Annotated in this window: 22 protein-coding genes and 1 other RNA gene; 10 read left to right on the forward strand and 13 right to left on the reverse strand. The window is 62.8% G+C overall.

Annotated features, from left to right (window positions below; genetic code table 11):
* Positions 1-10: 10 nt before the first annotated feature.
* Positions 11-1,816 (reverse strand): ABC transporter transmembrane domain-containing protein, encoded by a 1,806-nt coding sequence (locus HHL25_RS00755; protein WP_315853001.1) that lies wholly within the window; start codon positions 1,814-1,816, stop codon positions 11-13.
* Between the two features lie 188 nt (positions 1,817-2,004).
* On the opposite strand from HHL25_RS00755, the gene rpmE reads away from it, so the two are divergent.
* On the forward strand, positions 2,005-2,226 hold the full coding sequence (gene rpmE / locus HHL25_RS00760) for a 50S ribosomal protein L31 (RefSeq protein ID WP_003497640.1): 222 nt from the start codon (positions 2,005-2,007) through the stop codon (positions 2,224-2,226).
* Between the two features lie 157 nt (positions 2,227-2,383).
* Here rpmE and rcdA read toward each other — a convergent pair whose 3' ends face one another.
* The 3 genes from rcdA to HHL25_RS00775 all read right to left on the reverse strand — a co-directional run bounded on the left by rcdA (position 2,384) and on the right by HHL25_RS00775 (position 4,761).
* Positions 2,384-2,899, reverse strand: coding sequence for a protease adaptor protein RcdA (gene rcdA, locus HHL25_RS00765; RefSeq protein WP_169586297.1), 516 nt, complete (start codon positions 2,897-2,899; stop codon positions 2,384-2,386).
* Positions 2,900-3,265: 366 nt separating this feature from the next.
* Entirely contained in the window at positions 3,266-3,460 is a 195-nt protein-coding gene (locus tag HHL25_RS00770; protein WP_169586299.1) for a DUF1192 domain-containing protein, read from the reverse strand.
* Positions 3,457-4,761: an MFS transporter gene (locus HHL25_RS00775; RefSeq protein WP_169586301.1), complete on the reverse strand. Its 1,305-nt coding sequence runs from the start codon at positions 4,759-4,761 to the stop codon at positions 3,457-3,459. The genes HHL25_RS00770 and HHL25_RS00775 overlap by 4 nt, the downstream gene beginning before the upstream one ends.
* A 180-nt stretch (positions 4,762-4,941) precedes the next feature.
* Here HHL25_RS00775 and HHL25_RS00780 point away from each other — a divergent pair, with 180 nt between their 5' ends.
* Entirely contained in the window at positions 4,942-5,097 is a 156-nt protein-coding gene (locus HHL25_RS00780; RefSeq protein ID WP_169586303.1) for a hypothetical protein, read from the forward strand.
* 23 nt (positions 5,098-5,120) lie between these two features.
* On the opposite strand, the gene HHL25_RS00785 is transcribed toward HHL25_RS00780, so the two are convergent.
* The 7 genes from HHL25_RS00785 to tkt form a co-directional block, all read right to left on the reverse strand.
* Positions 5,121-6,029, reverse strand: a complete 909-nt coding sequence (locus HHL25_RS00785; protein ID WP_169586305.1) for a PhzF family phenazine biosynthesis protein — start codon at positions 6,027-6,029, stop codon at positions 5,121-5,123.
* A gap of 36 nt (positions 6,030-6,065) precedes the next feature.
* Positions 6,066-6,506, reverse strand: coding sequence for a PACE efflux transporter (locus HHL25_RS00790; RefSeq protein ID WP_169586307.1), 441 nt, complete (start codon positions 6,504-6,506; stop codon positions 6,066-6,068).
* A 245-nt stretch (positions 6,507-6,751) separates the two neighbouring features.
* On the reverse strand, positions 6,752-7,648 hold the full coding sequence (locus HHL25_RS00795; protein ID WP_169586308.1) for a fructose bisphosphate aldolase: 897 nt from the start codon (positions 7,646-7,648) through the stop codon (positions 6,752-6,754).
* A 296-nt stretch (positions 7,649-7,944) separates the two neighbouring features.
* Positions 7,945-9,147: a phosphoglycerate kinase gene (locus HHL25_RS00800; protein WP_169586310.1), complete on the reverse strand. Its 1,203-nt coding sequence runs from the start codon at positions 9,145-9,147 to the stop codon at positions 7,945-7,947.
* An 89-nt stretch (positions 9,148-9,236) separates the two neighbouring features.
* Positions 9,237-11,066, reverse strand: coding sequence for a potassium/proton antiporter (locus HHL25_RS00805; RefSeq protein ID WP_169586312.1), 1,830 nt, complete (start codon positions 11,064-11,066; stop codon positions 9,237-9,239).
* A 265-nt stretch (positions 11,067-11,331) separates the two neighbouring features.
* Positions 11,332-12,342, reverse strand: coding sequence for a type I glyceraldehyde-3-phosphate dehydrogenase (gene gap / locus HHL25_RS00810; RefSeq protein ID WP_169586314.1), 1,011 nt, complete (start codon positions 12,340-12,342; stop codon positions 11,332-11,334).
* A gap of 85 nt (positions 12,343-12,427) precedes the next feature.
* Positions 12,428-14,410, reverse strand: a complete 1,983-nt coding sequence (tkt, locus tag HHL25_RS00815) for a transketolase (protein ID WP_169586316.1) — start codon at positions 14,408-14,410, stop codon at positions 12,428-12,430.
* A gap of 327 nt (positions 14,411-14,737) precedes the next feature.
* On the opposite strand from tkt, the gene HHL25_RS00820 reads away from it, so the two are divergent.
* From HHL25_RS00820 to ssrS, 3 genes are all read left to right on the forward strand, one after another.
* A complete protein-coding gene (locus tag HHL25_RS00820; protein ID WP_169586318.1) occupies positions 14,738-15,010 on the forward strand; it encodes a DUF4164 domain-containing protein in 273 nt (90 codons plus the stop codon).
* Between the two features lie 49 nt (positions 15,011-15,059).
* On the forward strand, positions 15,060-15,443 hold the full coding sequence (locus HHL25_RS00825) for a cell division protein ZapA (protein WP_169586320.1): 384 nt from the start codon (positions 15,060-15,062) through the stop codon (positions 15,441-15,443).
* 83 nt (positions 15,444-15,526) lie between these two features.
* Positions 15,527-15,685: non-coding RNA, 6S RNA (gene ssrS, locus HHL25_RS00830), on the forward strand.
* A 72-nt stretch (positions 15,686-15,757) separates the two neighbouring features.
* On the opposite strand, the gene HHL25_RS00835 is transcribed toward ssrS, so the two are convergent.
* Positions 15,758-16,384 carry a LysE family translocator gene (locus HHL25_RS00835; RefSeq protein ID WP_169586322.1) on the reverse strand — a complete coding sequence of 209 codons (627 nt, stop codon included), beginning with the start codon at positions 16,382-16,384 and terminating at the stop codon, positions 15,758-15,760.
* A 139-nt stretch (positions 16,385-16,523) separates the two neighbouring features.
* Between HHL25_RS00835 and HHL25_RS00840 the strand changes: the two genes are divergently transcribed.
* The gene (locus tag HHL25_RS00840; protein ID WP_169586324.1) at positions 16,524-17,165 is read left to right on the forward strand and encodes an FMN-binding negative transcriptional regulator; all 642 of its coding nucleotides are present in this window, start codon (positions 16,524-16,526) and stop codon (positions 17,163-17,165) included.
* Between the two features lie 9 nt (positions 17,166-17,174).
* Here HHL25_RS00840 and HHL25_RS00845 read toward each other — a convergent pair whose 3' ends face one another.
* The gene (locus HHL25_RS00845) at positions 17,175-18,419 is read right to left on the reverse strand and encodes an SAM-dependent methyltransferase (protein WP_169586326.1); all 1,245 of its coding nucleotides are present in this window, start codon (positions 18,417-18,419) and stop codon (positions 17,175-17,177) included.
* A gap of 214 nt (positions 18,420-18,633) precedes the next feature.
* On the opposite strand from HHL25_RS00845, the gene HHL25_RS00850 reads away from it, so the two are divergent.
* The 4 genes from HHL25_RS00850 to HHL25_RS00865 all read left to right on the forward strand — a co-directional run bounded on the left by HHL25_RS00850 (position 18,634) and on the right by HHL25_RS00865 (position 22,482).
* The gene (locus HHL25_RS00850) at positions 18,634-19,206 is read left to right on the forward strand and encodes a 5-formyltetrahydrofolate cyclo-ligase (RefSeq protein WP_169586328.1); all 573 of its coding nucleotides are present in this window, start codon (positions 18,634-18,636) and stop codon (positions 19,204-19,206) included.
* An 18-nt stretch (positions 19,207-19,224) separates the two neighbouring features.
* A complete protein-coding gene (locus tag HHL25_RS00855; RefSeq protein ID WP_169586330.1) occupies positions 19,225-20,049 on the forward strand; it encodes a TIGR00282 family metallophosphoesterase in 825 nt (274 codons plus the stop codon).
* Between the two features lie 136 nt (positions 20,050-20,185).
* On the forward strand, positions 20,186-21,538 hold the full coding sequence (locus HHL25_RS00860; RefSeq protein WP_169586332.1) for a methyl-accepting chemotaxis protein: 1,353 nt from the start codon (positions 20,186-20,188) through the stop codon (positions 21,536-21,538).
* Between the two features lie 113 nt (positions 21,539-21,651).
* A complete protein-coding gene (locus tag HHL25_RS00865; protein WP_169586334.1) occupies positions 21,652-22,482 on the forward strand; it encodes an MBL fold metallo-hydrolase in 831 nt (276 codons plus the stop codon).
* Positions 22,483-22,506 lie beyond the last annotated feature (24 nt).

A 22,506-nucleotide genomic window follows, 5' to 3' on the forward strand; every position in this document is an offset into this window, starting at 1 on the left:
ATAGCCCCAGTTACTCGGCTGCCGGAGCGGTGAAGTCCCGCCCGCCGGTCTCGAACTGCAGCCGCGCCAGCTTGGCATAGAGGCCGCCCTGCTGGATCAGGCTGTGGTGGGTGCCTTCCTCGACGATGCGACCGTCATCCAGCACCAGGATGCGATCTGCCTTCAGAACCGTTGCGAGACGATGGGCGATGACGATCGTGGTGCGATCCTTCATCAGGCCGTCAAGCGCCTTCTGAACGAGCGTTTCGCTTTCCGCGTCGAGGGCGGAGGTCGCCTCGTCGAGCAGCAGCAGCGGAGCATTGCGCAGCAAGGCCCGGGCGATCGCGATACGCTGGCGCTGGCCGCCGGAAAGGGTGATGCCGCGTTCACCGACCTGCGTGTCGAAACCGTGTTCCAGACGCTGGATGAATTCTGTCGCCTGGGCGGCGTCGGCGGCGGCCTCGACCATCTGGCGGGTCGCGTTCGGCGAGCCGAAGGCGATGTTGTCGTGGATGGAGGCGGCGAAGACGGTTACGTCCTGCGGCACGATGGCGATGCGGGCGCGGACGCTTTCCGGATCGGCGTTGCGGATGTCGATGCCGTCGAGGGCGACTGCCCCCTTCAACGGGTCATAGAAACGCAGGATCAGCGAGAAGACGGTGCTCTTGCCGGCGCCGGAAGGCCCGACGATTGCTACGGTCTCTCCGGGTTGGACGGCGAAGGAAAGTCCCTTCAGCGCCGATTTTGCCGCGCTTGAGGGATAGGCGAAGTGCACGTCGGAGAAGGCGACGCCGCCCTGGGCCGGAACCGGCAGCGCCTTCGGATGGGGCGGCGCCGACACCTGGGAGACTTCCTGCAACAGCTCGGTCAGGCGTTCGGCGGCACCGGAGGCCTGGGCGAGTTCGCCCCAGACCTCGGACAGCGTGCCCATCGAGCCGGCGGCGATGACGGAGTAGAGCAGGAACTGGCCGAGCGTGCCTGCGGACAGCGTGCCGGCCAGTACGCCCTGCGCGCCGAACCAGAGCACCGCAACGATGCTGCCGAAGACGAGGGTGATGGCGACGCCGGTCAGCAGTGCACGCGACTTGATGGCGGCGCGGGCGGCCTCATAGGCGCCCTCGACGGCGTCCCCATAGCGCTGGTTGGCGATGCCTTCGGCGTTGAAGGCCTGGACGGTGCGGGCAGCGCCGATCGTTTCCCCCGCAAACGCCGATGCCTGAGCTAGCGTGTCCTGGGCGGCGCGGGAGCGGCGTCTCACGGAGCGGCCGAAGGCGACGAGGGGGAAAACGATGATCGGGATCGCGGCGAGCACCAGGACCGAAAGGCGCGGGCTCGTATAGATCATCATCGCCATCGCGCCGAGACAGAGGATCGAGTTGCGCAGGGCCAGCGAGGCGGTGGCCCCGACGGCCGACTTGATCTGAGTGGTGTCGGCGGTCAGGCGCGAGACGATCTCGCCTGACTGGTTCACGTCGAAGAAGGCAGGCGAAAGCCGCGTGACATGCGCAAACACATCGCGCCGGAGGTCGGAAACGACGCGTTCGCCGATCGTGATGACGTAGTAGTAGCGCATCGCGCTGGCGAGCGCGAGGACGATGGCCATGACGATCATCATGCCGAAATAGTTGTTGATGAAACCGCTGTCGGCAGCGCTGAAGCCGTGGTCGACCATGCGGCGGACCGCAAGCGGCAGGGCCAGTGTCGTGGCGGCCGCAAGACCGAGGAAAAACAGGGCTCCGGCGACGAGTTTCCGGTAGCGCATCACGTAGGGCAACAAGCCCGCCAGGGGTTTCAGGGAACGGCGTTTCGGCTGGTCGACATCGGTGACTGCGGACACTTTACTCTTCTCCGGCCCGGTTTGCGGGCTTTCGTGCCATGGCACTTGTTATCCTTGCGCCCTTCATGTATAGGCACCGCATCGAATTGGGAAGCCGTGGCCTGTTCGGACATCGGCTTGATTTATTGAATAGGTCTCCATGACGCAATTGCGGCATTTGGACCCTCCGGCACAGCAGGAAGATCGCAATGAAGGCTGATATCCATCCCGACTACCACACCATCAAGGTGGTCATGACCGACGGCACCGAATACGAAACCCGTTCTACCTGGGGTTCGGAAGGCGCCGTCATGAACCTCGAAATCGACCCCAAGTCCCATCCGGCTTGGACCGGCGGTAACCAGCAGCTGATGGACCGCGGCGGCCGCGTTTCGAAGTTCAACAAGCGTTTCGGTGGCCTCGGCCTCTGATCGATCGACGATCGACGTTTTTCGGAAAAGCCCGGTTTCGACCGGGCTTTTTTGTTGCCTGCATTTCGGGAACTGGCGCCCGTTGCGCAATGAAAAGCCCGGCGCTGCGATGCAGGCCGGGCGTTTTGTTTTGGCGATGCCTGGCGCAAGACGCCGATCAGTTCGCGTTGAAGGCGGTCCGCAGCAGATCGAGCTGAGCCTGGACGCTGTTTTCGTTGTCCGGGACGATCGGCGCGTCGGAGGGGCGATAGATCTCGCGGTCGAGAAGGGCGATGCGGTTCTGGAGGCGCAGCGAACGCTCGACGAGGTCGCGGAAGGATTCCGGCAGATCGTTCCAGCCGGGGGCCTGACGGTCGACGTTGAAGCCGTCGAGGCGGACCTTGCTCTTTTCCGAGATAACCTGGTCGCGGCTCATTTCGCCGTTGTTGACGGCGCGCTGCAGGAGCAGCCAGGAGGCCATCTGCATAAGACGGGTGGTGAGGCGCATCGATTCCGCGGCGTAGAGGACAGATGCCATGCGGGGCAGAACCTTGGCGGCGGCGCGGCCCGGGCCATCGAGATAGGCGGCGGTTTCTTCGACCAGGCCCATGCCCTCGGCATAGGTCGCCTTGAACTGCGTCGATGCAGCGGCGCGTCCGGCAAAGCTCACAGTGTTCAATCCGAGTTCAGACATCGGTTCACCCCTGAATTACGCATCACTTTTACTGGGTAACGACATGGACGCTTGACTTGTTCCTGCCGCTTTTCATGGCCGTACGATGCTACCAATACCCCAAATGCGCAAGCCGTTTATTAAAGAAGGGTTAATTCCCACAATTTTCAATATAGGGCCGACCCGAACGCAAAAAAAGAGCCGCAAAAGCGGCTCTCAAGGTAAAACAGGGAGAAAAATCAGACGATCGCCATAAGGAGAAACGAACTGAATCCAGCATGGCCGGATGAAGCTATATTCGCTCAAAAGGCTTAACGGATAGTAAATGCAAAGCCGAAAATTCTGATCTTCCGGGATATCAACCGCCGGATATGTACTCTTTCGAGACTATACTTTGGGCTTGAAGAAGCTGTCGGCCGCGCGCTTGCCCGCTTCCTTGCGCTGACGCTCCTCAGTGAGTCGCGCAATCTCAGCCTCGAGGAGGCTGATCCGAGCGTTAAGTTCGTCGGCCGAGAGGAAGGAAAGGTCGCTGCCGATCTCGTGCGAAACGGGCTTCTTCGGCTTGTCCTCGTCGAAAATCATGGTCTCGCCTCCCCTGATGCCCTCGGGTGATTCGCCTGCTGGTCGGCCTCATGCGGCGGCAAGGGTGCCGCGCGGGGGTCGAGGGTCAGGCTTTCCGGCGTGCTCATCGGCGAGGCGGTGACCGGAATGTTCGGTACATGCTCGCGATCACCGACCGGAACCGCGGCGCGCAGGCGGCTGCGGTAGATGGCATAACCGGTCAGCAACACGTGGGCGATGGCGGTCACGGCGAAGAGAGCATAGGGACCGAGCTCGGTCATGACCGGGCCGCCGATCGTCGGGCCGATGATGGTGCCGATGCCGAAGAGCAGCAGAAGGCCGCCGGACACCTTCACGAACTCGTCGGAGCTGGCGAAGTCGTTCGCGTGGGCGACGGCGATCGGGTAGAGCGAGTTGGCGGCTGCACCATAGAGCGTCACGAAGACGATCATCACGACATGGTTGTGCGGCTGCAGCAGGACGAGCACGAGGGCGGCGACAGCGGCGATGGCCGAGAGGGCTGCAAGTACGTAGCGGCGGTCGGTCCGGTCAGACGCCTTGCCGGCGGGAAACTGCATCAGGGCGCCGACGAAGATGGTCACCGACAGCATGATGGCGATCATGTTGGGCGAAAGGCCGGCGCGGGCACCGAAGACAGCGCCGAGCGTGCCATAGGCGCCGTTGGCAATGCCGATCAACAGGATGCCGACGAAGGAGACCGGAGAGTTGCGGTAGAGGCTCGGGAGGTCGAGCTTGACCGATTTCAGCGGCTGCGGCGAGGCGGCCGTCGACATCGTGGTCGGCAGCATGGCGAGGCAATAGAGAATGCCGCAGATCATGAAGAGGATTGTGGTCGAGGGATCGACTACGCCGACCAGCATCTGTCCGCCGACCACGCCGATCAGGGTGATGGAGATATAGAAGGAGAAGATCGTGCCGCGGCTCTCGTTGGTGGCGCGCTCGTTCAGCCAGCTCTCGATGATCATCGAGGTTCCGGCGATGCAGAAGCCGGTCAACGCGCGCAGGCCGACCCACCAGTACTGGTCGACAAGAATGCCGGTCATCAGCGCGATGACCGCGATCAGCGAGATGAAGCTTGAGAAGGCCCGTACATGGCCGATGCGCATGACGAGTTTCGGCGCCAGGAAGCAGCCGAGAACGAAGCCGGTTGCCCAGGACGTCCCGAGAAGGCCGAGGATTTCGTTCGAATAGCCCTCTGCCGAACCTCGTACCGGCAGCAACAGGCCATGCAGGCCGTTCCCCAGGAAAAGGAAGAGGGTTCCAAGCAGGAGCGCCATGACTGGCAGAAGATTTCGTCGCATGGCTTCGCTATCGAACGGGGTTGGCCGGAGGTGGAGACAAGCGGGGTACTGAAACGTCACAGATTAGGGCAAGGTTCCTACCGAGAGCTGAACACAGATCGGCGCTTGCGGGAAATTCTTCTGGCGGGCAAAAGTGTCGGCGTTGTGACATTGCCGGAATCGGCGCGCTGGGAAATTTCCATGACCAAGGTGATCGGCCTTCTCCTCATCCTCGCCATGGCGATCCAGGTCATCAAGCCGCTCGGCCTGCCGGGATTGCGCCGCCGCAGCGACTTCTGGAAGATTGCAATCGTCGCCTTCGTGATCTGGTCGATCACGCTTTTGATCCGCCCCTAGGGCATTCCTGCCGGCCCCGGTGATTAGCGGCTTATCGTGCCGCGCATGACCTCGACGCAGCTGCCGGCCACGGAGACCTGTTCGAAAATGCCGCCGCGGGTCGAGACATTCACCCGGATGACGCTCCGCCTGCCCATCTCCACCCCCTGTTCCACGACCAGGTGCCGGCTTGGCGTTGCCGTCTCCAGCGTGGTCAGGTAGGCGCCGAGGGCCGCCGATGCGCTACCGGTCGCGGGGTCTTCGGGAACGTTGTCGAACGGTGCGAACATGCGGGCGCGGACATGATCCTCGCCGACCCATGTGTAAAGGAAGATGGCGCAGTCGCTCTCTTCATGGGCATAGGCGTCGTGGAGCGTGCCGAGAGGCTCGATCCGCGGTGTTGCACGTCCGAGGGCTTCCAGGCCCGCCACCTCGGCGAAGATGAACTTCAGGCCCACCGAGGCGAAAACCGGCTCGTGACGGGTCGTCACGATATCCGCCTCTGCGAGCGAAACGCAGGGGGCAAGTTCTGCCGGCGGAACCCGGCTGCCGACGAACAGGGGGCCGGGCGCGCGGATGGAGGCGCCGGTGACAGTGCCGTCGGCTTCGACCAGTTCGACCTCGACCAGGCCGGCTTTCTCCTCGACGCGCATGAGGGGGTTCGTGGGGCGGTCGAAGACCTGACCGAGGCGGCCGAGCACGAAGCCTGTCCCGACATTCGGATGTCCGGCAAAGGGAACTTCCGTCACCGGCGTGAAGATGCGGACCTCCGCAGTATTGGCAGGATCGCGTGGCGGAAGCACGAAGGTGGTTTCGGAATAGCCGAATTCCGCGGCGATCTCCTGCATTTGGCCGTCCGTCAGGTCGCGCCCGTCGAGGATGACGGCCAGCGGGTTGCCGGCATAGCGGGTGTCGGTGAAGACGTCGACGGTAACGAACGGGATGTCGCGCATGATTTCTCCGCTGGGTTCAGGCTGTTTCTTCCCGTGTCAGCCGGCCGCCTCATCCTGGGTCTGCCATTCCGGGATCGGGAAGACGCGATCATAGCTCCAGTTGAAGACGAAGGCGTAGACCAGATAGAAGAGCGAGAACGACACGTCCATCACCACCGCGTGCCAGAGCCCGACCTGGAGATACCAGGCGATGAAGGGGGCGAGGACGAAGAGAAGGCCCCCTTCGAACAGGACTGCATGGGCGACGCGGATCGGCACCGTCTTGGCGGTGGTTCCGACGAGCCGCTGCATCGCATGGTCGAAGCCGATATTGTAGATGTAGTTCCAGAGCATTGCGATGGTGGCGCTGCCCACGCTGACGACGCCGATGTCCGTGAACGGCAGGTCGTAGACCCAGGCGCCGAGCGGCGTGACGAGCCCGAGGGCAATGACTTCGAAACTGATGGCGTGACGGATCCGGTCGCCGGTTTTACGCATATTCTGTCTCCCACACGAGGGTCGGGTCGTCCCGGTCAAATGCCCATTGTGGGGAGAGGTCGTCCTCAGCGGTCTCAATTATAGTTTCGCCGGCCGGGAAGGCAAGCGGCGGCGAAGGGTGTCTCATCCCTGAAACGAAGAAGCCCCGCCGGTGGCGGGGCTCTGTTGCTGTCTCTCAGGTTCTCTAGGATCTTGCCCACGGCGGCGTTTTCCGCTCTGCCGCAAGGCAAGCCTTCAGAACCGGATCAAGCCTTGTTCACGCTCGCGGCGTAGATCGCATCGATCGTCTTGGCCAGGCTGGCGTTGAATTCGGCGTCGCTCATCGAGACGCGCAGGTTTTCTGCCAGGGCGCGCGAGAAGCTGGCGATCATGCCGTGGTTATGGCTGAGCTTTTCGCAGGCATCCACGGTGCTGTAGCCGCCGGACAGGGCGACGACGCGCACAACCGACTTGTGAGCAACGAGAGGTGCATAGAAGTCGGCGACCGTCGGGATCGTCAGCTTGAGCATGACGGATTCGCCGGCGGGAAGCTTGTCGAGCTCATTGGCGATCTCGTCGCGCAGGATGGCTTCGGCTTCAACCTTGGTCGGGCTCTTGATGGAGACTTCCGGCTCGACGATCGGCATCAGGCCCTGGCCGATGATCTGACGGGCCACTTCGAACTGCTGCTTCACGACGGCGGCAATGCCGGCCTTGTCGGCATGGGCGATGACCGAGCGCATCTTGGTGCCGAACATGCCCTTTTCGCGACCGCGGATCAGGAGAGCGTCGAGATCGGGCATGGCCTTCATCAGCTGTACGCCGTTCTGTTCGGCTTCGAGGCCCTTGTCGACCTTCAGGAAGGGCACGACGCCGCGCTTTTCCCAGAGGTAGGTCGGAACGGCTTCACCATTGACGTCGCCGTCCATGGTCCGCTCGAACAGGATGGCGCCGATGACCTTGTCGCCGGAGAAAGCCGGAGCGCTCATGATGCGGACGCGCATGGCATGCACCAGGCGGAACATTTCCTCGTCGCCGTTGTAGTCGGACTCGGAAACGCCATAGAGACGCAATGCACCGGGGGTCGAACCGCCGCTCTGGTCCAGCGCGGCAATGAAACCGGGCGCCGAGCTGATCTTGTCCAACATCTTCGCGTCTACCATAGCTCACTCCTATCCCTAAACATGGCGCGTCGCGCGCTCACGTGTGTTCTGTGTTTCTGCAACTAGGTGGCAAAGCCGATTTGACCAGTCTCGGGATCGATTTCCTCGAGACATTCCGTCATTTCAGCCTCGCAAGACCAAGATGCCACCGCCGATAACAGAACTTCCATGGTAGGAAAATGGCAGCCTAACCTATTGAAACGATTGAAATCACTTCAATCGTTTTAAAATTCAATAAATAATGGCTAAAGTTAATGGCGGCAGATTCAAAAAATCCGCCGCCATCCAACATGCGCTTATTTGGAGGAAGAGAGAACCGCCACGCCGGGCAGTTCCTTGCCTTCCATCCATTCGAGGAAGGCGCCGCCGGCCGTGGAAACATAGCTGAAATCGTCCGCCACGCCGGCATGGTTGAGCGCCGATACCGTGTCTCCGCCACCGGCGACCGAGACGAGCTTGCCGGCCCGGGTTTCTTCCGCCGCGTGCTTGGCGGCCGAGACGGTGGCGGTGTCGAACGGGGTGATTTCGAAGGCGCCGAGCGGACCGTTCCAGACGAGGGTTGAAGCCTTGGAGATCCAGGCGTTGATCGCAGCGACTGACTTCGGTCCGACGTCGAGCACCATGGCATCGGACGGAATGGCCTTGATGTCGACCGTCTCGTTGGCGGCGCCTGCCTTGAATTCGCGGGCGACGACGCCGTCTTCCGGAAGGACGATGGCGCAGCCGGCGGTCTTGGCCGTTGCGAGGATCTCTTTCGCGGTCTCGGCGAGGTCATGCTCGCAGAGCGACTTGCCGACATCGATCCCCTGGGCGGCGAGGAAGGTGTTGGCCATGCCGCCGCCGATCACCAGTGCGTCGACCTTCTTCACGAGGTTGGAGAGCAGGTCGATCTTGGTCGAAACCTTGGCGCCGCCGACGATCGCGACGACCGGACGGGCAGGCTGACCGAGACCCTTTTCGAGTGCCTCGAGCTCGGCCTGCATGGTGCGGCCGGCATAGGCGGGCATGTGGTGGGCGAGGCCCTCGGTGGAAGCGTGGGCGCGGTGGGCGGCCGAGAAGGCGTCGTTGACGAAGATGTCACCGTTCTTCGCGAGTTCCGCGACGAATTCAGGGGTGTTCTTTTCTTCGCCCTTGTGGAAGCGGGTGTTTTCCAGAAGCAGGATGTCGCCGTTCTGCATGGCGGCGATCGCGTCGGCTGCCGGAGCGCCGATGCAGTCGGAGGCGAAGGCGACCTTCTGGTCGAGAACTTCCTCGACGGCCGGCGCAATCAGCGACAGGGACTGGTCGGCGACCGGTTCGCCCTTGGGGCGGCCGAAATGGGCGAGCAGGATGACCTTGGCGCCTTTGGCCGACAATTCCTTGATCGTCGGAGCGACGCGTTCGATGCGGGTGGCGTCGCTGACCTTGCCGTCGGCGACCGGAACGTTGAGATCGACGCGCACAAGCACGCGCTTGCCCGCAATGTCGGTGAGATCGTCAAGAGTCTTGAAAGCCGGCATGGTGATACCCGTCGTTTAACTGTTGCAGGATGGGGGGCTGACGCGCCGGACCTTACACCGCCCGTCGAGCGGCGCAAGGCGACGGGATGTCATTTTTCACCAGCTGCGACTTTTGTACGCTCCGCGCGCTTGCGGCGGAGGTAGTCGCGGATCGCGTGGGCCAGCTCCCGGATGTTGAGGAAAATCGGCAAGTTGGTGGCGGGCGCCACGGGCTCGAGCGACACGCCGACCGAAGAGACGTGTCCCGTCTCGTCGAGGTCACGGACGATCAGCACGATGGTGCCGAGGCGCACGCGGTCCGCATAGTCGGCCTGGCCGCCGAGGCGATGGGAGATGAGCTCGGCGATCGTCTTGGCGCGCTCGCTTTCGGTGACCGTCAACGGCCCGTAGGCCTGGTCGAGATCGTCGACGCGGGTGCCGGGTGAAATCGCGAACATGCCGAAGAATTCGCTGTCGTCCTCTTCCACCGGCGCCTTGCTGGCGAACAGGCGGTCGAGCAGCTTCGAGTAGCCCGGCGCGATGAAGAGATAGACCTGATCGTTCTCCCTCAGACGTCCGGCATACTGGTAGCGCATCGACTTGCCGTCGCGGATGACCAGCGAAGGCATGGCCCAGCGCGGGATGCGTTCGCCGCGAAGGACGGGGCTTTCGGCGACGACGCGGTAGGCGAGGAGTTCGTGATTGGCGGAACCGGGCAGGTCGAGTTCCAGCTTGTCGATCGCGCCGATGCGCGGCGGGATGATCAGGCCGAGCTTGCGGGCTACCGGCTTGATGGTCCAGCCCTGCAGCACGAGCGAGATCATCACGACGATGAAGGCGACGTTGAAGTAGGTCTGGCCGTCTTCGAGATTGCCGAGGATCGGCAGGATGGCGAGCAGGATGGAGACGGCACCACGCAGGCCGACCCAGGCGATGAAGCCGGTCTCGCGCTGCGTGAAGTCGAAGGGCAGAAGGCAGACCCAGACGGCGAGGGGACGCGCGACGAAGACCAGGAAGAAGCCGAGCAGCACGGCCGGCAACAGGATCGACGGAAACTGCGACGGCGTGGCGAGCAGGCCGAGCACGAGGAACATGACGATCTGGGCAAGCCAGGTCATGCCGTCCTGGAATCGGGTTATCGACGCCCGGGCGGGGATCTTCTGGCTGCCGGCATAGATACCGGCCACATAGACGGCGAGGAAGCCGCTGCCACCGACCGCGCCGGTGTAGGAGAACACCAGCAGTGCCATGGCCAGCATGAAGATCGGCGCGAGACCCCGCTCGACGGCGATGCGCTTCAGCACGAAGACGATGAGCGCGCCGCCGATCAGGCCGAGCGCAAGGCCGATGCCCATCTGCTCGACGAACAGGCGCACGAGATCGAGGTCGAGGCCGCCATAGCTCTCACCGGCGGAGAGAACCTGCACCAGCGCCATGGTGAGGAAGATGGCCATCGGATCGTTGGTGCCGGATTCCACCTCGAGCGAGGAGCGAACCCGGTCGCGGATGTTGATCCCGCCGATGCGCAGCAGGAAGAAAACGGCCGCCGCGTCGGTCGAGGCGACGATCGAGCCGAGGAGCACGCCTTCGAGGTAGCTGAAGTCGAGCAGGAAATAGGCAAGCGCCCCGAAGAGCGTCGCGGTCATCAGCACGCCGACGGTTGCCAGGGTGAGGGCGGGAATGGCCGAGAGCTTGAAGGATTGCAGCGACGTGCCGTAGCCGGAATCGAAGAGGATGATCGCCAGCGCGATGGAGCCGAGCACATAGGCGAGCGAATTGTTGGAGAACTCGATGCCGAGGCCGTCGACACCGGCGACGAGGCCGATCAGCAGGAAGAGCAAAAGCAGCGGTGCGCCGAAGCGGAAGGCAATCAGGCTGGAGAATGCGGCCAGCAGAACCAGGGCCGTCGCCACCAGCGTCATCGCATAGAATTCGTCCACCCCTCGTCCCTCTCATCGACCGCGCCGTCTTCCGCCGGTCGAGACAGGTCACACCTCAGGCGCTGCTCGACCGCGTCGGCAAGGCTTTGCGTCCCGGACCAGGGCCGGTGACGAGGATGGAGTGATCTGGCAGGACTGCCGGAAGACGAGATGAAAAACCTATCGTCTTCAATCGTGATCAGAGTAGGGCGGAAGTTTAAAATTTGAAAGGCGGACCGGGGTTTCCGATCCGCCTTTTTTAAAGCGAGCGCTAATTTTTATGCGATCAGATCAGCTTGGCGAGAGCCACTGCCGTGTCCGACATGCGGTTCGAGAAGCCCCACTCGTTGTCGTACCAGGTCAGGATGCGGACGAAGTTGCCTTCGAGAACCTTGGTCTGGTCGATGGCGAAGATCGACGAGTGGCTGTCGTGGTTGAAGTCGCGCGAAACGAGCGGCTCTTCGGTGTAGCCGAGGATACCCTTCAGGGCGCCGTTCGAAGCAGCCTTGATGGCTTCGTTGATTTCCTGCGCGGTGGTGTTCTTCTTGGCGACGAACTTGAAGTCGACGACCGAGACGTTCGGGGTGGGAACGCGGATCGAGGTGCCGTCGAGCTTGCCCTTGAGATGCGGCAGGACGAGGCCAACAGCCTTTGCGGCGCCGGTCGAGGTCGGGATCATGGACAGGGCTGCAGCGCGGGCGCGGTACAGGTCCTTGTGCATGGTGTCGAGCGTCGGCTGGTCACCGGTGTAGGAGTGGATCGTGGTCATGAAGCCGTGGTCGATGCCGACGGCGTCATCCAGCGTCTTGACGACCGGAACCAGGCAGTTCGTCGTGCAGGAGGCGTTGGAGATGACCATGTGGTCCTTGGTCAGCTTGTCGTGGTTGACGCCGAAGACGACGGTCAGGTCTGCGCCGTCGGCCGGAGCCGAGACGATGACGCGCTTTGCGCCGGCCTGGAGGTGGAGAGCTGCCTTGTCACGCGACGTGAAGATGCCGGTGCATTCCATCGCGATGTCGACGCCGAGTTCCTTGTGCGGGAGCGTTGCCGGGTCCTTGATCGCGGTGACCTTGATCGGCTTGCCGCCGCCCACGATGATGGTGTCGCCCTCGACCTTCACATCGGCCGGGAACTTGCCGTGGATCGAGTCGTAGCGCAGCAGGTGCGCGTTGGTTTCAACCGGGCCGAGGTCGTTGATGGCGACGACTTCGATGTCGGTGCGGCCGGATTCGACGATGGCGCGCAGTACGTTACGGCCGATGCGGCCAAAGCCGTTGATGGCAACTTTTACAGTCATTGCGTTTCACTCCCGCTTTTTAATTCAGAACTTCAGACTATGGGAAGAAAGGGCGTTCGAAAACGCCCTTGCGACAATTTGACCCTCAGCCGAGCTTGGCTTCGGCGGCGGCGACCACGGCTTCAGCCGTGATGCCGAAATGCTTGTAGAGTTCCTTGTAGGGGCCGGAGGCGCCGAAGGAGGACATGCCGATGAAGGCGCCGTCCGAACCGATGAAAGCGTCCCAGCCCTGCCGGATGCCGGCTTCGACCGCGATCTTGACCGGCGCGTTGCCGATGATGGCGTCGCGGTAGGCCTTGGGCTGTTCGGCGAACAGTTCGAAGCACGGAACCGAGACGACGCGGGCGGAGACGCCCTTCTGGGCAAGCGTCTGCTGGGCCTTGAGGGCGATCTCGACTTCCGAGCCCGACGCGAAGATCGAGACCTTGGCGTCGCTGGCGGAAACCAGCTCATAAGCGCCGTAGGCCGAGAGGTTCTTTTCTTCGTAGTCGGTGCGGGCGGCGATCAGGTTCTGGCGGGTCAGCGCCAGCCCCGAAGGACGGTGCTTCTGCTCGAGCGCGATCTGCCAGCATTCCGCCGTTTCGGTCGCATCGGCCGGGCGGAACATCAGCAGGTTCGGGATGGCGCGGAGCGCTGCCATGTGCTCGACCGGCTGGTGGGTCGGGCCGTCTTCACCGAGGCCGATCGAGTCATGCGTCAGCACGTGGATGACGCGGATGCCCATCAGAGCAGCGAGACGGATCGACGGACGGCAATAGTCCGAGAAGATCAGGAAGCCGCCGGAATAGGGGATCAGGCCGCCGTGCAGCGCGATCCCGTTCATGGCGGCTGCCATGCCGTGTTCGCGGATGCCGTAGTGAATGTAGCGGCCGGAGAAGTCGTCGGGCGTGATCGACTTGGTCTGGCTGGTCTTGGTGTTGTTCGAGCCGGTCAGGTCGGCGGAACCGCCGAGGGTCTCGCTCAGCACGCCGTTGATGACCTCAAGCGCATCCTCGGAAGCCTTGCGGGTGGCGACCGTCGGCTTGGCCTCGGCGAGCTTCTTCTTGTAGGCGTCGATGGCGGCGTCGAAATTGCCCGGCAGGTCGCCGGCGAAGCGGCGGTTGAACTCGGACTTCTTGTCCGCATCGGTCGCGGCGAGACGGGCTTCCCAGTCCTTGCGGGTCTTGGTCGACCGCAGGCCGGCGAGGCGCCAGGCGTCGAGAACGTCGGCGGGAACGACGAAGGCTTCCTCTTCCCAGCCGAGCGCCTTGCGGGTGGCGGCGATTTCCTCGGCGCCGAGCGGCGAACCGTGAACCTTGTGGGTACCGGCCTTGTTCGGAGCGCCGAAGCCGATCACGGTCTTGGCCGCGATCATGGTCGGCTTGTCCGACTTTTTCGCGGTCTCGATCGCAGCGGCGATCGCTTCCGGATCATGGCCGTCGACGCTGAGCGTGTTCCAGCCGGAAGCGCGGAAGCGCGCATGCTGGTCGGTCGAGTCGGCGAGCGAGATCGCGCCGTCGATCGAGATGCCGTTGTCGTCCCAGAGAACGATCAGCTTGTTCAGTTTCAGGTGGCCGGCAAGCGAGATCGCTTCCTGGCTGATGCCTTCCATGAGGCAGCCGTCGCCGACCAGCGCATAGGTGTAGTGGCTCATCAGGTCGGAGCCGAACTCATTGGCGAGCTTCTTTTCGGCAATCGCCATGCCGACGGCGTTGGCAATACCCTGGCCGAGCGGGCCGGTCGTCGTTTCAATGCCCGAGGCGTGGCCGTATTCCGGGTGGCCGGCGGTCTTGGCGCCCATCTGGCGGAACGCCTTGATGTCCTCGATGGTCATGTCCTCGTAGCCGGTGAGATAGAGCAGGCTGTAGAGGAGCATCGAGCCGTGGCCGGCCGACAGGACGAAACGGTCGCGGTCGGGCCACAGCGGATTCTTCGGGTCGAAGCTCAGGAAACGGGTGAAGAGAACGGTAGCGATGTCGGCGCAGCCCATCGGCATGCCGGGGTGGCCAGAATTGGCTTTTTCCACCGCGTCCATGGCGAGGAATCGGATCGCATTTGCCATCCGGTTGTGTTTTTCGGGAGAGATCATGGCTGTTCCGCTTGTTCCGGGTCTTGAGGGACGACCGTACGGCAGCACGGTCCGTCTGAAAGCGGCTGATCCATAGCAGGTGAATCGCACGAGTCAACAAATGCCCGGTATTCTGGCCTTTTGTCGTACAGATATTCATGCTTTTGTCTGTTTTTCGGGCAGCTCACTCGGGCGCCCTTGATGCGGCACTCGTCCACAGGAATGGCATTGTCGAACCCCCTTGCATTTATTGACGGGTGGCAATCGAGAAGCTTACTGTCCGCCTTCATCAAAGCGGGTCTTCTGGGTCGATTCGAACGGCCTCTTCTGGAAAGCCGGGACAAGACTATGCCGACAGGAAATTCGGTCGAAGCGGCGCTTGGCGCGCTCAGGCAGGCGGTGGCCGGCCTTGAGAACGCCATAGACATGCGTATTGAAGCCCAGCGCGAGAGCGGCGAGGTCGAGGGCGAAGTGCGGCGCGTGCATGCCGATCGCGCGCGGCTCGCCCAGGAACTGGATCAATCGGAGTTCCGCGCGAACCGACTCGAGGAAGTCAACCGCGAGGTCTCGCGGCGGCTGGTGACTGCCATGGAAACGATCCGGGCGGTCCTCGACCGCTAGGATCCGACGAAATGCGAAGCCGGCGAGACGGCTGCAACTGGGATAGTTCATGGCACAGGTGACGGTCACGATCGATGGAAAAGCCTACCGGATGGCCTGTGAAGAGGGCCAGGAAGGGCATTTGATCGACCTTGCCACCCAGTTCGACCGCTATGTCAGCCACCTGAAATCACAGTTCGGCGAGATCGGCGACCTCAGGCTGACGGTCATGTCCGGCATCATGGTGATGGACGAGCTTTCGGAAGTGAACCGCCGCATGGCGGCAATGGAGGCGGAGCTTTCCTCCTTCCGTGCAGGCCGTGACGGCGCGCTCGAAGACGCCCAGCGCCGCGAGGAAATGCTGACGACGGCGCTTGGCGAGCTGACCGAACGGCTGAACGGGATTACCCGCAAGCTGACGGCGCGGCCGGCCGCGACCCGGCAGGACAGCTGACCGGCAGCAAAGAACCAACCTTAAATTTGGGAGCAATGCGTTCCGGCTCTGGCGCCGGGACGAAATTGGACCTATATCTCGACTGCGGTCTGCGCCTCACGACAGGAACCACAATCCCTGGGGCCATACTCGATCCAAAGGGAGCTGTCCCTGGCCAGGCCCGTGGGCTTGGACATATGGCGCCCACCTACGTTTGTAGGCACCCAGGATCGTAAACATCCACCGGTTGCCGTGGATCGCACTTTCCCTTTTCGTTTCGGTCCGGCTTGTCTCACGATGGCGGCGCAGCGGTTCCCCTTTGGGCTCCGCTCGTCTCAGGCGGGGCGGCGGGCGAGTGCCAGCATGGCGCCGAACGCAATCATCAGGCCACCGCTTGCCTTGTTCATCCAGGCAAAGACACTCGGCCGGCCGGCGAAGCGGCCAAGATGGCTGCCGATGTAGGTATAGACGGCGATGGCCGCGAGTTCGAGCACGAGGAAGATCGCGCCGAGCACCGCGAAGCTCGTCGCGTAGTCGCCGCGGTCGAGGAACTGCGGGAAGAAGGCGGTGAAGATCAGGATCGCCTTGGGATTGCCGATCGCCACCCAGAATTCCTGACGGGCGAGGCTCTGCGTGCTGCGTACGGGTAGCACTTCATCGATGCCTCCGATCGTCGGCGCACGCGAGCGCAGGAGCTTGATGCCGAGCCAGACGAGATAGGCGGCGCCTGCCCACTTGATGGCGGAGAAGGCAACTTCCGAGGCAATCAGCAGGGCGCCCAGCCCGAGAGCGGTGATCACGATCATGATGGCGAATGCGACGATGCGGCCGAGCGAGGCGATCAGCGCCTTGCCGATGCCGACGCGCATCGCGTTGGTCAGCGCAAGCAGGTTGTTCGGCCCGAAGGCCATGTTGAGCGCGAAGCAGGCGGGTATGAACCAGAGAATGGTGTTGAGCGTCATGGCAGGGCACCGCATGGATGAGCAATCGTCACCGTTCTAATCCAGCAAGCGGGAAAGGGCAAAGGGCTGCCGGGATTGACGCATGGATTTCTCGATGGTCGAGATGGCAAACAGCCGAAGAATCAAAGGGACTCCTCTCATGTACCAGCCACCTCATTTCCGCGAGGAGCGCCTCGACGTCCAGCACGACCTCATCCGCAATCATCCGCTCGGGTTGCTGATCTCCTCGGGGGAGGGCGGGCTTCTCGCCAATCCAATCCCCTTTAGGCTGGCGAAGGTGGAGCAGGGGTTGGGTACGCTCCAGGCGCATATGGCGAAAGCCAATCCGCAATGGCGGGCGCTGGGCAAAGGCGCGGAGGCGCTGATCGTCTTCCAAGGCGCCGATCACTACATCACCCCGTCCTGGTACGAGACGAAGCGTGAGACCGGCAAGGTCGTGCCCACCTGGAACTATGCCATCGTCCAGGTGCGGGGCACAGTCCGGGTGATCGAGGACAGCCAGTGGTTAAGGGCGCAGGTGGACAGGCTGACCGACGGTCATGAGAGCAAACGGATGATCCCGTGGGCCGTCGGCGACGCGCCCGACGAGTTCATCACCGCGCAATTGAAGGGCATCGTCGGCATCGAGGTCGAGATCACCGCGATCGATGGTAAGTGGAAAGTCAGCCAGAACCGGGGCGAGCCCGACCGGCGGGGCGTCGCGGCGGGCTTGGCGGGCATGGGGACCGTCGAGGCCGGCGCGATGGAGGAACTGGTCAAGACCTATGGCGGGCTCGACTAGTGATATGCCTCAGACGGCAAGTCCAAGTTCCCTTTCCCGCTCGATATAGGCCCGCTGCCGGTCGGTCACGTAGTCGCGCACGATCGGGGCGCCGTCCCGTTTGCGGGAAAGCTGCAGGTGGAATACCATCTGGCTTCCCGCCCGGAAGGTCATCTCTGCGCTGATCAGATAGAATTCCCACATGCGGGCGAAGCGTTCGTCATACATGGCGACGACCTTGTCGCGATTGGCGTCGAAGCGCTGATACCAGTGGGCCAGCGTCATGGCGTAGTGCAGTCGCAGAACTTCGATGTCAGTGACCCACAGGCTGTTGCGCTCGGTGACGGAGACGACTTCCGAGAGGGCCGGCGAATATCCGCCGGGGAAGATGTACTTGCGGATCCAGGGGCTGGTCATACCGGGCGGGCTCATGTGCCCGATCGAATGGATGACGGCGAGGCCGTCGTCGGGCATCAGGGCGTTCAGCTTCTTGAAGAATTCGTCATAGTGCTGCACGCCGACATGCTCGAACATGCCGACCGAGACGATGCGGTCGAAGCTTTCCGTCACGTCGCGGTAGTCCTTGAGTTCGAAGCGGACGCGGTCCGCAAGGCCGGCGTCCGCCGCACGCTTCGTGGCGAGGGCATGCTGTTCCTTCGAGAGGGTCACGCCGACGACCTCGACGTCTTCCAGCGCCGCAAGATAGAGCGCGAGGTCGCCCCAGCCGCAACCGATGTCGAGCACCTTCATGCCCGGCTTCAGGTCGAGCTTGGCGGCAAGCAATCGCAGCTTGTTGCGCTGGGCCTGTTCGAGTGTCTCGTTCTCCTCGCGGAAATAGGCGCAGGAGTAGAGCATGTTCTCGTCGAGAAAGAGCCGGTAGAAATCGTTACCGAGGTCGTAGTGATGGGCGACGTGCTGCTGGGCCTCCCCCTTGCGGTTCGACTGCAGGCGCTTGCGGAACGGCATCTTCACCGCACGCAGGATCTTCTGGATCGGATATTTGCCGAGCGACAGGCGGTTGATCGAGAAGAGCATCAGGAAGTCGCGGAGGGACGATCCCTCCTCGAAACGCATGGTGCCGTCCATATAGGCTTCGCCGGCGACCAGTTCGGCCTTGAAGACCAGGCTGCGGTAGAGCCGGGGATCGGTGAGCCGCATCGTGACCTGCGGGCCTGGCTCGCCCTGTCCGAAGACGTGCCGCCTGCCTTCGGCGTCGATGATCGTCAGTTGGCCCTTGCGGATGAATGATTTCAGCATGTGCGACAGTAGAAACATCTGCACCTCAAAAATCGGATTGGCCTCAACGACCACATGTTATCGCAAAAGTCCGCGATGGCACGTCGAAATTCGAGGGCCATCGACGGGGCGGACCTTTGACATTCCGCGCTTCTTCGATATGGCCCGGACCGTCACTCCCTGCCGCACGGACGGCTTTGAATTGGCTGTCATCTCGGATATCGTCCGCCGGCTTTCGGGGACCGAACACGACATGACCATCAAAGATCTCAAGGCCACCTTCCGCAAAGAAAGGCTGGCGGCACGCGACCTCATTTCCGAAGAGACCCGCACCGAATTCAGTCTCGCCATAGCAGAGCATGGTGGCGACGCGTTCGATTTCGAGCCGGGTACGATCATCTCCGGTTTCCTGCCGATCCGCTCGGAGGCGGACATCCGGCCGCTGATGGCGCGATTGAAGGCACGAGGCGCACGGCTCTGCCTGCCGGTCGTTCTCGACAAGATGACCATCGTCTTCCGTGAACTTGCGACCGGCGTCGAACTCGTCGACACAGGCTTTGGAACGCGTGGCCCCGGACCGGAGGCCGCCGTGCTCGACCCCGAGATCCTGCTGGTGCCGCTGTCGGCGTTCGACCGGAACGGGCATCGGATCGGCTACGGTGCCGGTCATTATGACCGCGCGATCGCCCGGCTGATGCAAAAAGGCCGGGAACCCAGGCTTGTCGGCATTGCATTCGACTGCCAGGAGGTGGCAGAAGTGCCGACGGAACCGCATGACGTCCGGCTGCAGGCCATCCTGACGGAAAGCGGCTACAGGCAATTCTGACGGAGACTGGACGAGCGAATGAGACTTCTTTTTCTCGGGGACATGGTTGGCAAGACCGGACGCACTGCAGTGTGGGAGCGTTTGCCGGGGCTGATCGCGGACCTGAAGCTCGATTTCGTCATCGTCAACGGAGAAAATGCCGCCGGCGGCTTCGGCATCACCGAGGACATCTATCTCGAGACGATCAATGCGGGCGCCGACGTCGTCACGACCGGCAACCATGTCTGGGACCAGAAGGAAGCCGTGACCTTCTGCGAGCGCCACGACCAGTTCCTTCGTCCGGCCAACTATCCGGCGGGGACCCCGGGTCGCGGTTCCGGGCTCTATTACGCCCGCAACGGTGCGCGCGTGCTGGTGGCCAACATCATGGGCCGGGTCTTCATGCATCCGGAACTCGACGATCCCTTCAAGTCCGCCGAGGCGATCCTGTCCGTCTGCCCATTGAAGGAACAGGCGGATGCCATCGTCTTCGACTTCCACGCCGAGGCGACCAGCGAAAAGCAATGCTTCGGCCATTTCGTCGACGGGCGCGCCAGCTTCGTCGTCGGAACGCATACCCATGTGCCGACGGCCGACCATCAGATCCTCAACGGCGGCACCGCCTACATGTCGGATGCCGGCATGTGCGGCGACTACGATTCCTCGCTCGGCATGGAGAAGGAAGAGCCGCTCAACCGCTTCATCTCGAAGATGCCCAAAGGGCGTTTCGAGGCGGCGCACGGCCCGGCGACCATCTGCGGCGTGGGCGTTGACATTTCCGACCGCACCGGCCTTGCGGAAAAGATCGCGCCGGTCCGCATCGGGCCGCGCTTGACTGAGACGCTGCCGGAGTTCTGGCGCTGAAGATCACCCCAAATTCTTTAGCTGGAACTCATTCTTAAAAGAATAATTAACCTCGCTCCGTAATAAATAGCATCCCATATGGGGTGGTGGTTGAGTGCCTAAATCCCAAAGAACAAACAGTTTTTGGGAGTACACCTTGAGTTCCGCCGCCCATGCCCTCTTTAACCAGAACGATGTCGAAGCCGATGACCTGCTGACTTGCGTCGAGGCGGCGCTCAGCGACGATTTCACACGTATTCCGACGGGGACGGACAGTCTGTCGCGCGCGATCGCCGGATTGATCGAACGCTGCCGCAGCCAGACGTCGGCGCAGCTCGACGACGTGGTTTCGATCTCGGTGAGCGTCAACGAAACGGCTGGAATGTCCGCACACCTGCTCTACGACCTGCGCCAGGTCGACGAGGAGGCGCAGGGTATTGCCGCCGCCGCCGAGGAAATGGCCGAGACGGTCAACGAGGTCGCCCAGCACGGCGACGAGATCTTCCGCAACGCGCAGCGCGCCGGCGAGACCTGCAAGGCGAGCGGGCAGGCGCTGCAGGAAACCAGCGAACGGATGAACGCCATCAACAGTTCGCTGATCGAGACCGGTGAGCGGATCGGCGCCATCCACGATCTCGGCAAGAGCATTTCCACGATCGCCGCGAACATCAAGAAGATTGCCTCGCAGACCAACATGCTGGCCATCAATGCCGCGGTCGAAGCTGCGCGTGCCGGCGAGGCGGGCCGCGGCTTTGCAGTCGTCGCCGCCGAGGTCAAGGCGCTGTCCGACCGCACGGCCAATGCGACGCTCGAAATCGGCAACATTATCAGCAAGCTCGACAGCGGGCTGACGGCCATGGTCAATGCGATGACGTCCAGCCGCCAATCCGCCGAACAGGGTGGGCAGGCCCTTGATGTGCTTCAAAACTCGCTCACTGCTGCGGCAAAGGAACTCGACAGCGTCATCGTCAATGCCGGTCATATCTCGACCGCGCTCAACCAGCAGCGTGAAGCCTCGCAGAACGTAGCTCGCGGCGTGGGAACGGTGGCGGCCAGCTCGGGCAAGGCGACCGCACAGCTGGACGGCATCATCTCGGCGATGGAGCAGGCGCAGGGCGGATTGAATTCGCGACTCCAGACCCTCGGCAGCGCCAATGTTCCAGGCAAGGTCGTTAAGCTCGCCCAGTCCGACCATGTCATCTGGAAGCGCAGGCTCGCCAACATGATCATCGGTCGCGAAGGATTGAAGCCGAACGAACTGGCGGATCATCACAATTGCCGGCTCGGCAAGTGGTACGACGGCTGCCGCCATACCGCGATTGGATCAAGTCCCGATTTCGTGGCGATCGACGAGCCCCACGCCAAGGTCCACAGCCACGGCATCGAGGCGGTGCGCCGCTACAATGCCGGCGATATCCGCGGTGCGCTGAATGAACTGCGCTGCGTTGAGGTTGCCTCCAGCCAGGTCCTCGACGGTCTCAAGCGGCTTGAGCGGCGCTCGATCGGCTAAAGCGCGGCGGCATGGTAACACCATTGTGAGGCCGGGGGCGTGGCTCCCGGCTTTACCATGTCCGCTCTCTGCCGCATCCTTTGCCCGTCGGAACGAGGCACGGGAGCGGCCTGATGCTGCTGAGACTGTTCCTTGCATTTTGCGCCATCACAGGCCTTGCGGCGCCGGTCGCCGCGGAGGACGAGCGTCCACCGGTCAGCCAGTGCCAGCTGGTAGCCGAAGGGCTTCCAAAAGCGCGCTTCGCGACGTTCGAGCCGGAACCGCTGCCGCTCATCTACGCGGCGCTCGAAGAGGAGGTGACGATCCGCTTCCTCGGCCACTCGACCTTCCAGATCGAGACGCCCGGCGGCATCTCGATTGCCACGGACTTCAACGGCTGGCTGCGCACTGCAGATCTGCCTGATGTCGTGACGATGAACAAGGCGCATTCAAGCCATTACACGTTGTCGCCGGATCCCGGCATCGCCACGGTGCTGCATGGCTGGAACGATGAGCGCCCCGGCGAGAAGGCCGAGCATCGCCTGGTCGTCGGCGATGCCTATATCCGCAATGTCCCGACCGATATCCGCAGTTGGGGCGGCGCTTTCGAGCCCAACGGCAATTCGATCTTCATCTTCGAGGTCGCCGGCTTGTGTATAGGCCACCTCGGCCACCTGCATCACGAGCTCACCGATGCCCATTTCGCGGAGATCGGCCGGCTCGACATCGTGATGGTCCCGGTCGACGGCGGGCTGACCATGGGAGCCGACAGCATGAGCCGTACGATCAAGCGGTTGCGCTCGGCGCTCATTTTGCCGATGCATCGGCGAGGTCCGCCGATCGAGACTTTCCTCGGCATGTTCGATCAGAGCTTCGATTTCAAGATCGCCGACAGCGACGCGATCACGGTGACGGCGCGAACCCTGCCGCGCAAGCCGTTGATCCTCGTTCTCAGCGGGGTCTGACCGAACGCCCGGCCGAAGGGCCGG

It is taken from the genome of Rhizobium terricola (assembly GCF_012927355.1).
GTDB lineage: Bacteria > Pseudomonadota > Alphaproteobacteria > Rhizobiales > Rhizobiaceae > Allorhizobium > Allorhizobium terricola.

Bases quoted from the DNA above. Each gene is read 5' to 3' on its own strand.
- HHL25_RS00855 (WP_169586330.1), top strand. From the start codon at position 19,225: ATGAGACTTCTTTTTCTCGGGGACATGGTTGGCAAGACCGGACGCACT.
- HHL25_RS00840 (WP_169586324.1), top strand. From the start codon at position 16,524: ATGTACCAGCCACCTCATTTCCGCGAGGAGCGCCTCGACGTCCAGCAC.
- HHL25_RS00845 (WP_169586326.1), bottom strand. From the start codon at position 18,419: ATGTTTCTACTGTCGCACATGCTGAAATCATTCATCCGCAAGGGCCAA.
- HHL25_RS00775 (WP_169586301.1), bottom strand. From the start codon at position 4,761: ATGCGACGAAATCTTCTGCCAGTCATGGCGCTCCTGCTTGGAACCCTC.
- HHL25_RS00825 (WP_169586320.1), top strand. From the start codon at position 15,060: ATGGCACAGGTGACGGTCACGATCGATGGAAAAGCCTACCGGATGGCC.
- rpmE (WP_003497640.1), top strand. From the start codon at position 2,005: ATGAAGGCTGATATCCATCCCGACTACCACACCATCAAGGTGGTCATG.
- HHL25_RS00785 (WP_169586305.1), bottom strand. From the start codon at position 6,029: ATGCGCGACATCCCGTTCGTTACCGTCGACGTCTTCACCGACACCCGC.
- HHL25_RS00800 (WP_169586310.1), bottom strand. From the start codon at position 9,147: ATGCCGGCTTTCAAGACTCTTGACGATCTCACCGACATTGCGGGCAAG.
- HHL25_RS00770 (WP_169586299.1), bottom strand. From the start codon at position 3,460: ATGATTTTCGACGAGGACAAGCCGAAGAAGCCCGTTTCGCACGAGATC.
- rcdA (WP_169586297.1), bottom strand. From the start codon at position 2,899: ATGTCTGAACTCGGATTGAACACTGTGAGCTTTGCCGGACGCGCCGCT.
- HHL25_RS00795 (WP_169586308.1), bottom strand. From the start codon at position 7,648: ATGGTAGACGCGAAGATGTTGGACAAGATCAGCTCGGCGCCCGGTTTC.
- tkt (WP_169586316.1), bottom strand. From the start codon at position 14,410: ATGATCTCTCCCGAAAAACACAACCGGATGGCAAATGCGATCCGATTC.
- HHL25_RS00850 (WP_169586328.1), top strand. From the start codon at position 18,634: ATGACCATCAAAGATCTCAAGGCCACCTTCCGCAAAGAAAGGCTGGCG.
- HHL25_RS00780 (WP_169586303.1), top strand. From the start codon at position 4,942: ATGACCAAGGTGATCGGCCTTCTCCTCATCCTCGCCATGGCGATCCAG.
- gap (WP_169586314.1), bottom strand. From the start codon at position 12,342: ATGACTGTAAAAGTTGCCATCAACGGCTTTGGCCGCATCGGCCGTAAC.
- HHL25_RS00865 (WP_169586334.1), top strand. From the start codon at position 21,652: ATGCTGCTGAGACTGTTCCTTGCATTTTGCGCCATCACAGGCCTTGCG.
- HHL25_RS00835 (WP_169586322.1), bottom strand. From the start codon at position 16,384: ATGACGCTCAACACCATTCTCTGGTTCATACCCGCCTGCTTCGCGCTC.
- HHL25_RS00820 (WP_169586318.1), top strand. From the start codon at position 14,738: ATGCCGACAGGAAATTCGGTCGAAGCGGCGCTTGGCGCGCTCAGGCAG.
- HHL25_RS00790 (WP_169586307.1), bottom strand. From the start codon at position 6,506: ATGCGTAAAACCGGCGACCGGATCCGTCACGCCATCAGTTTCGAAGTC.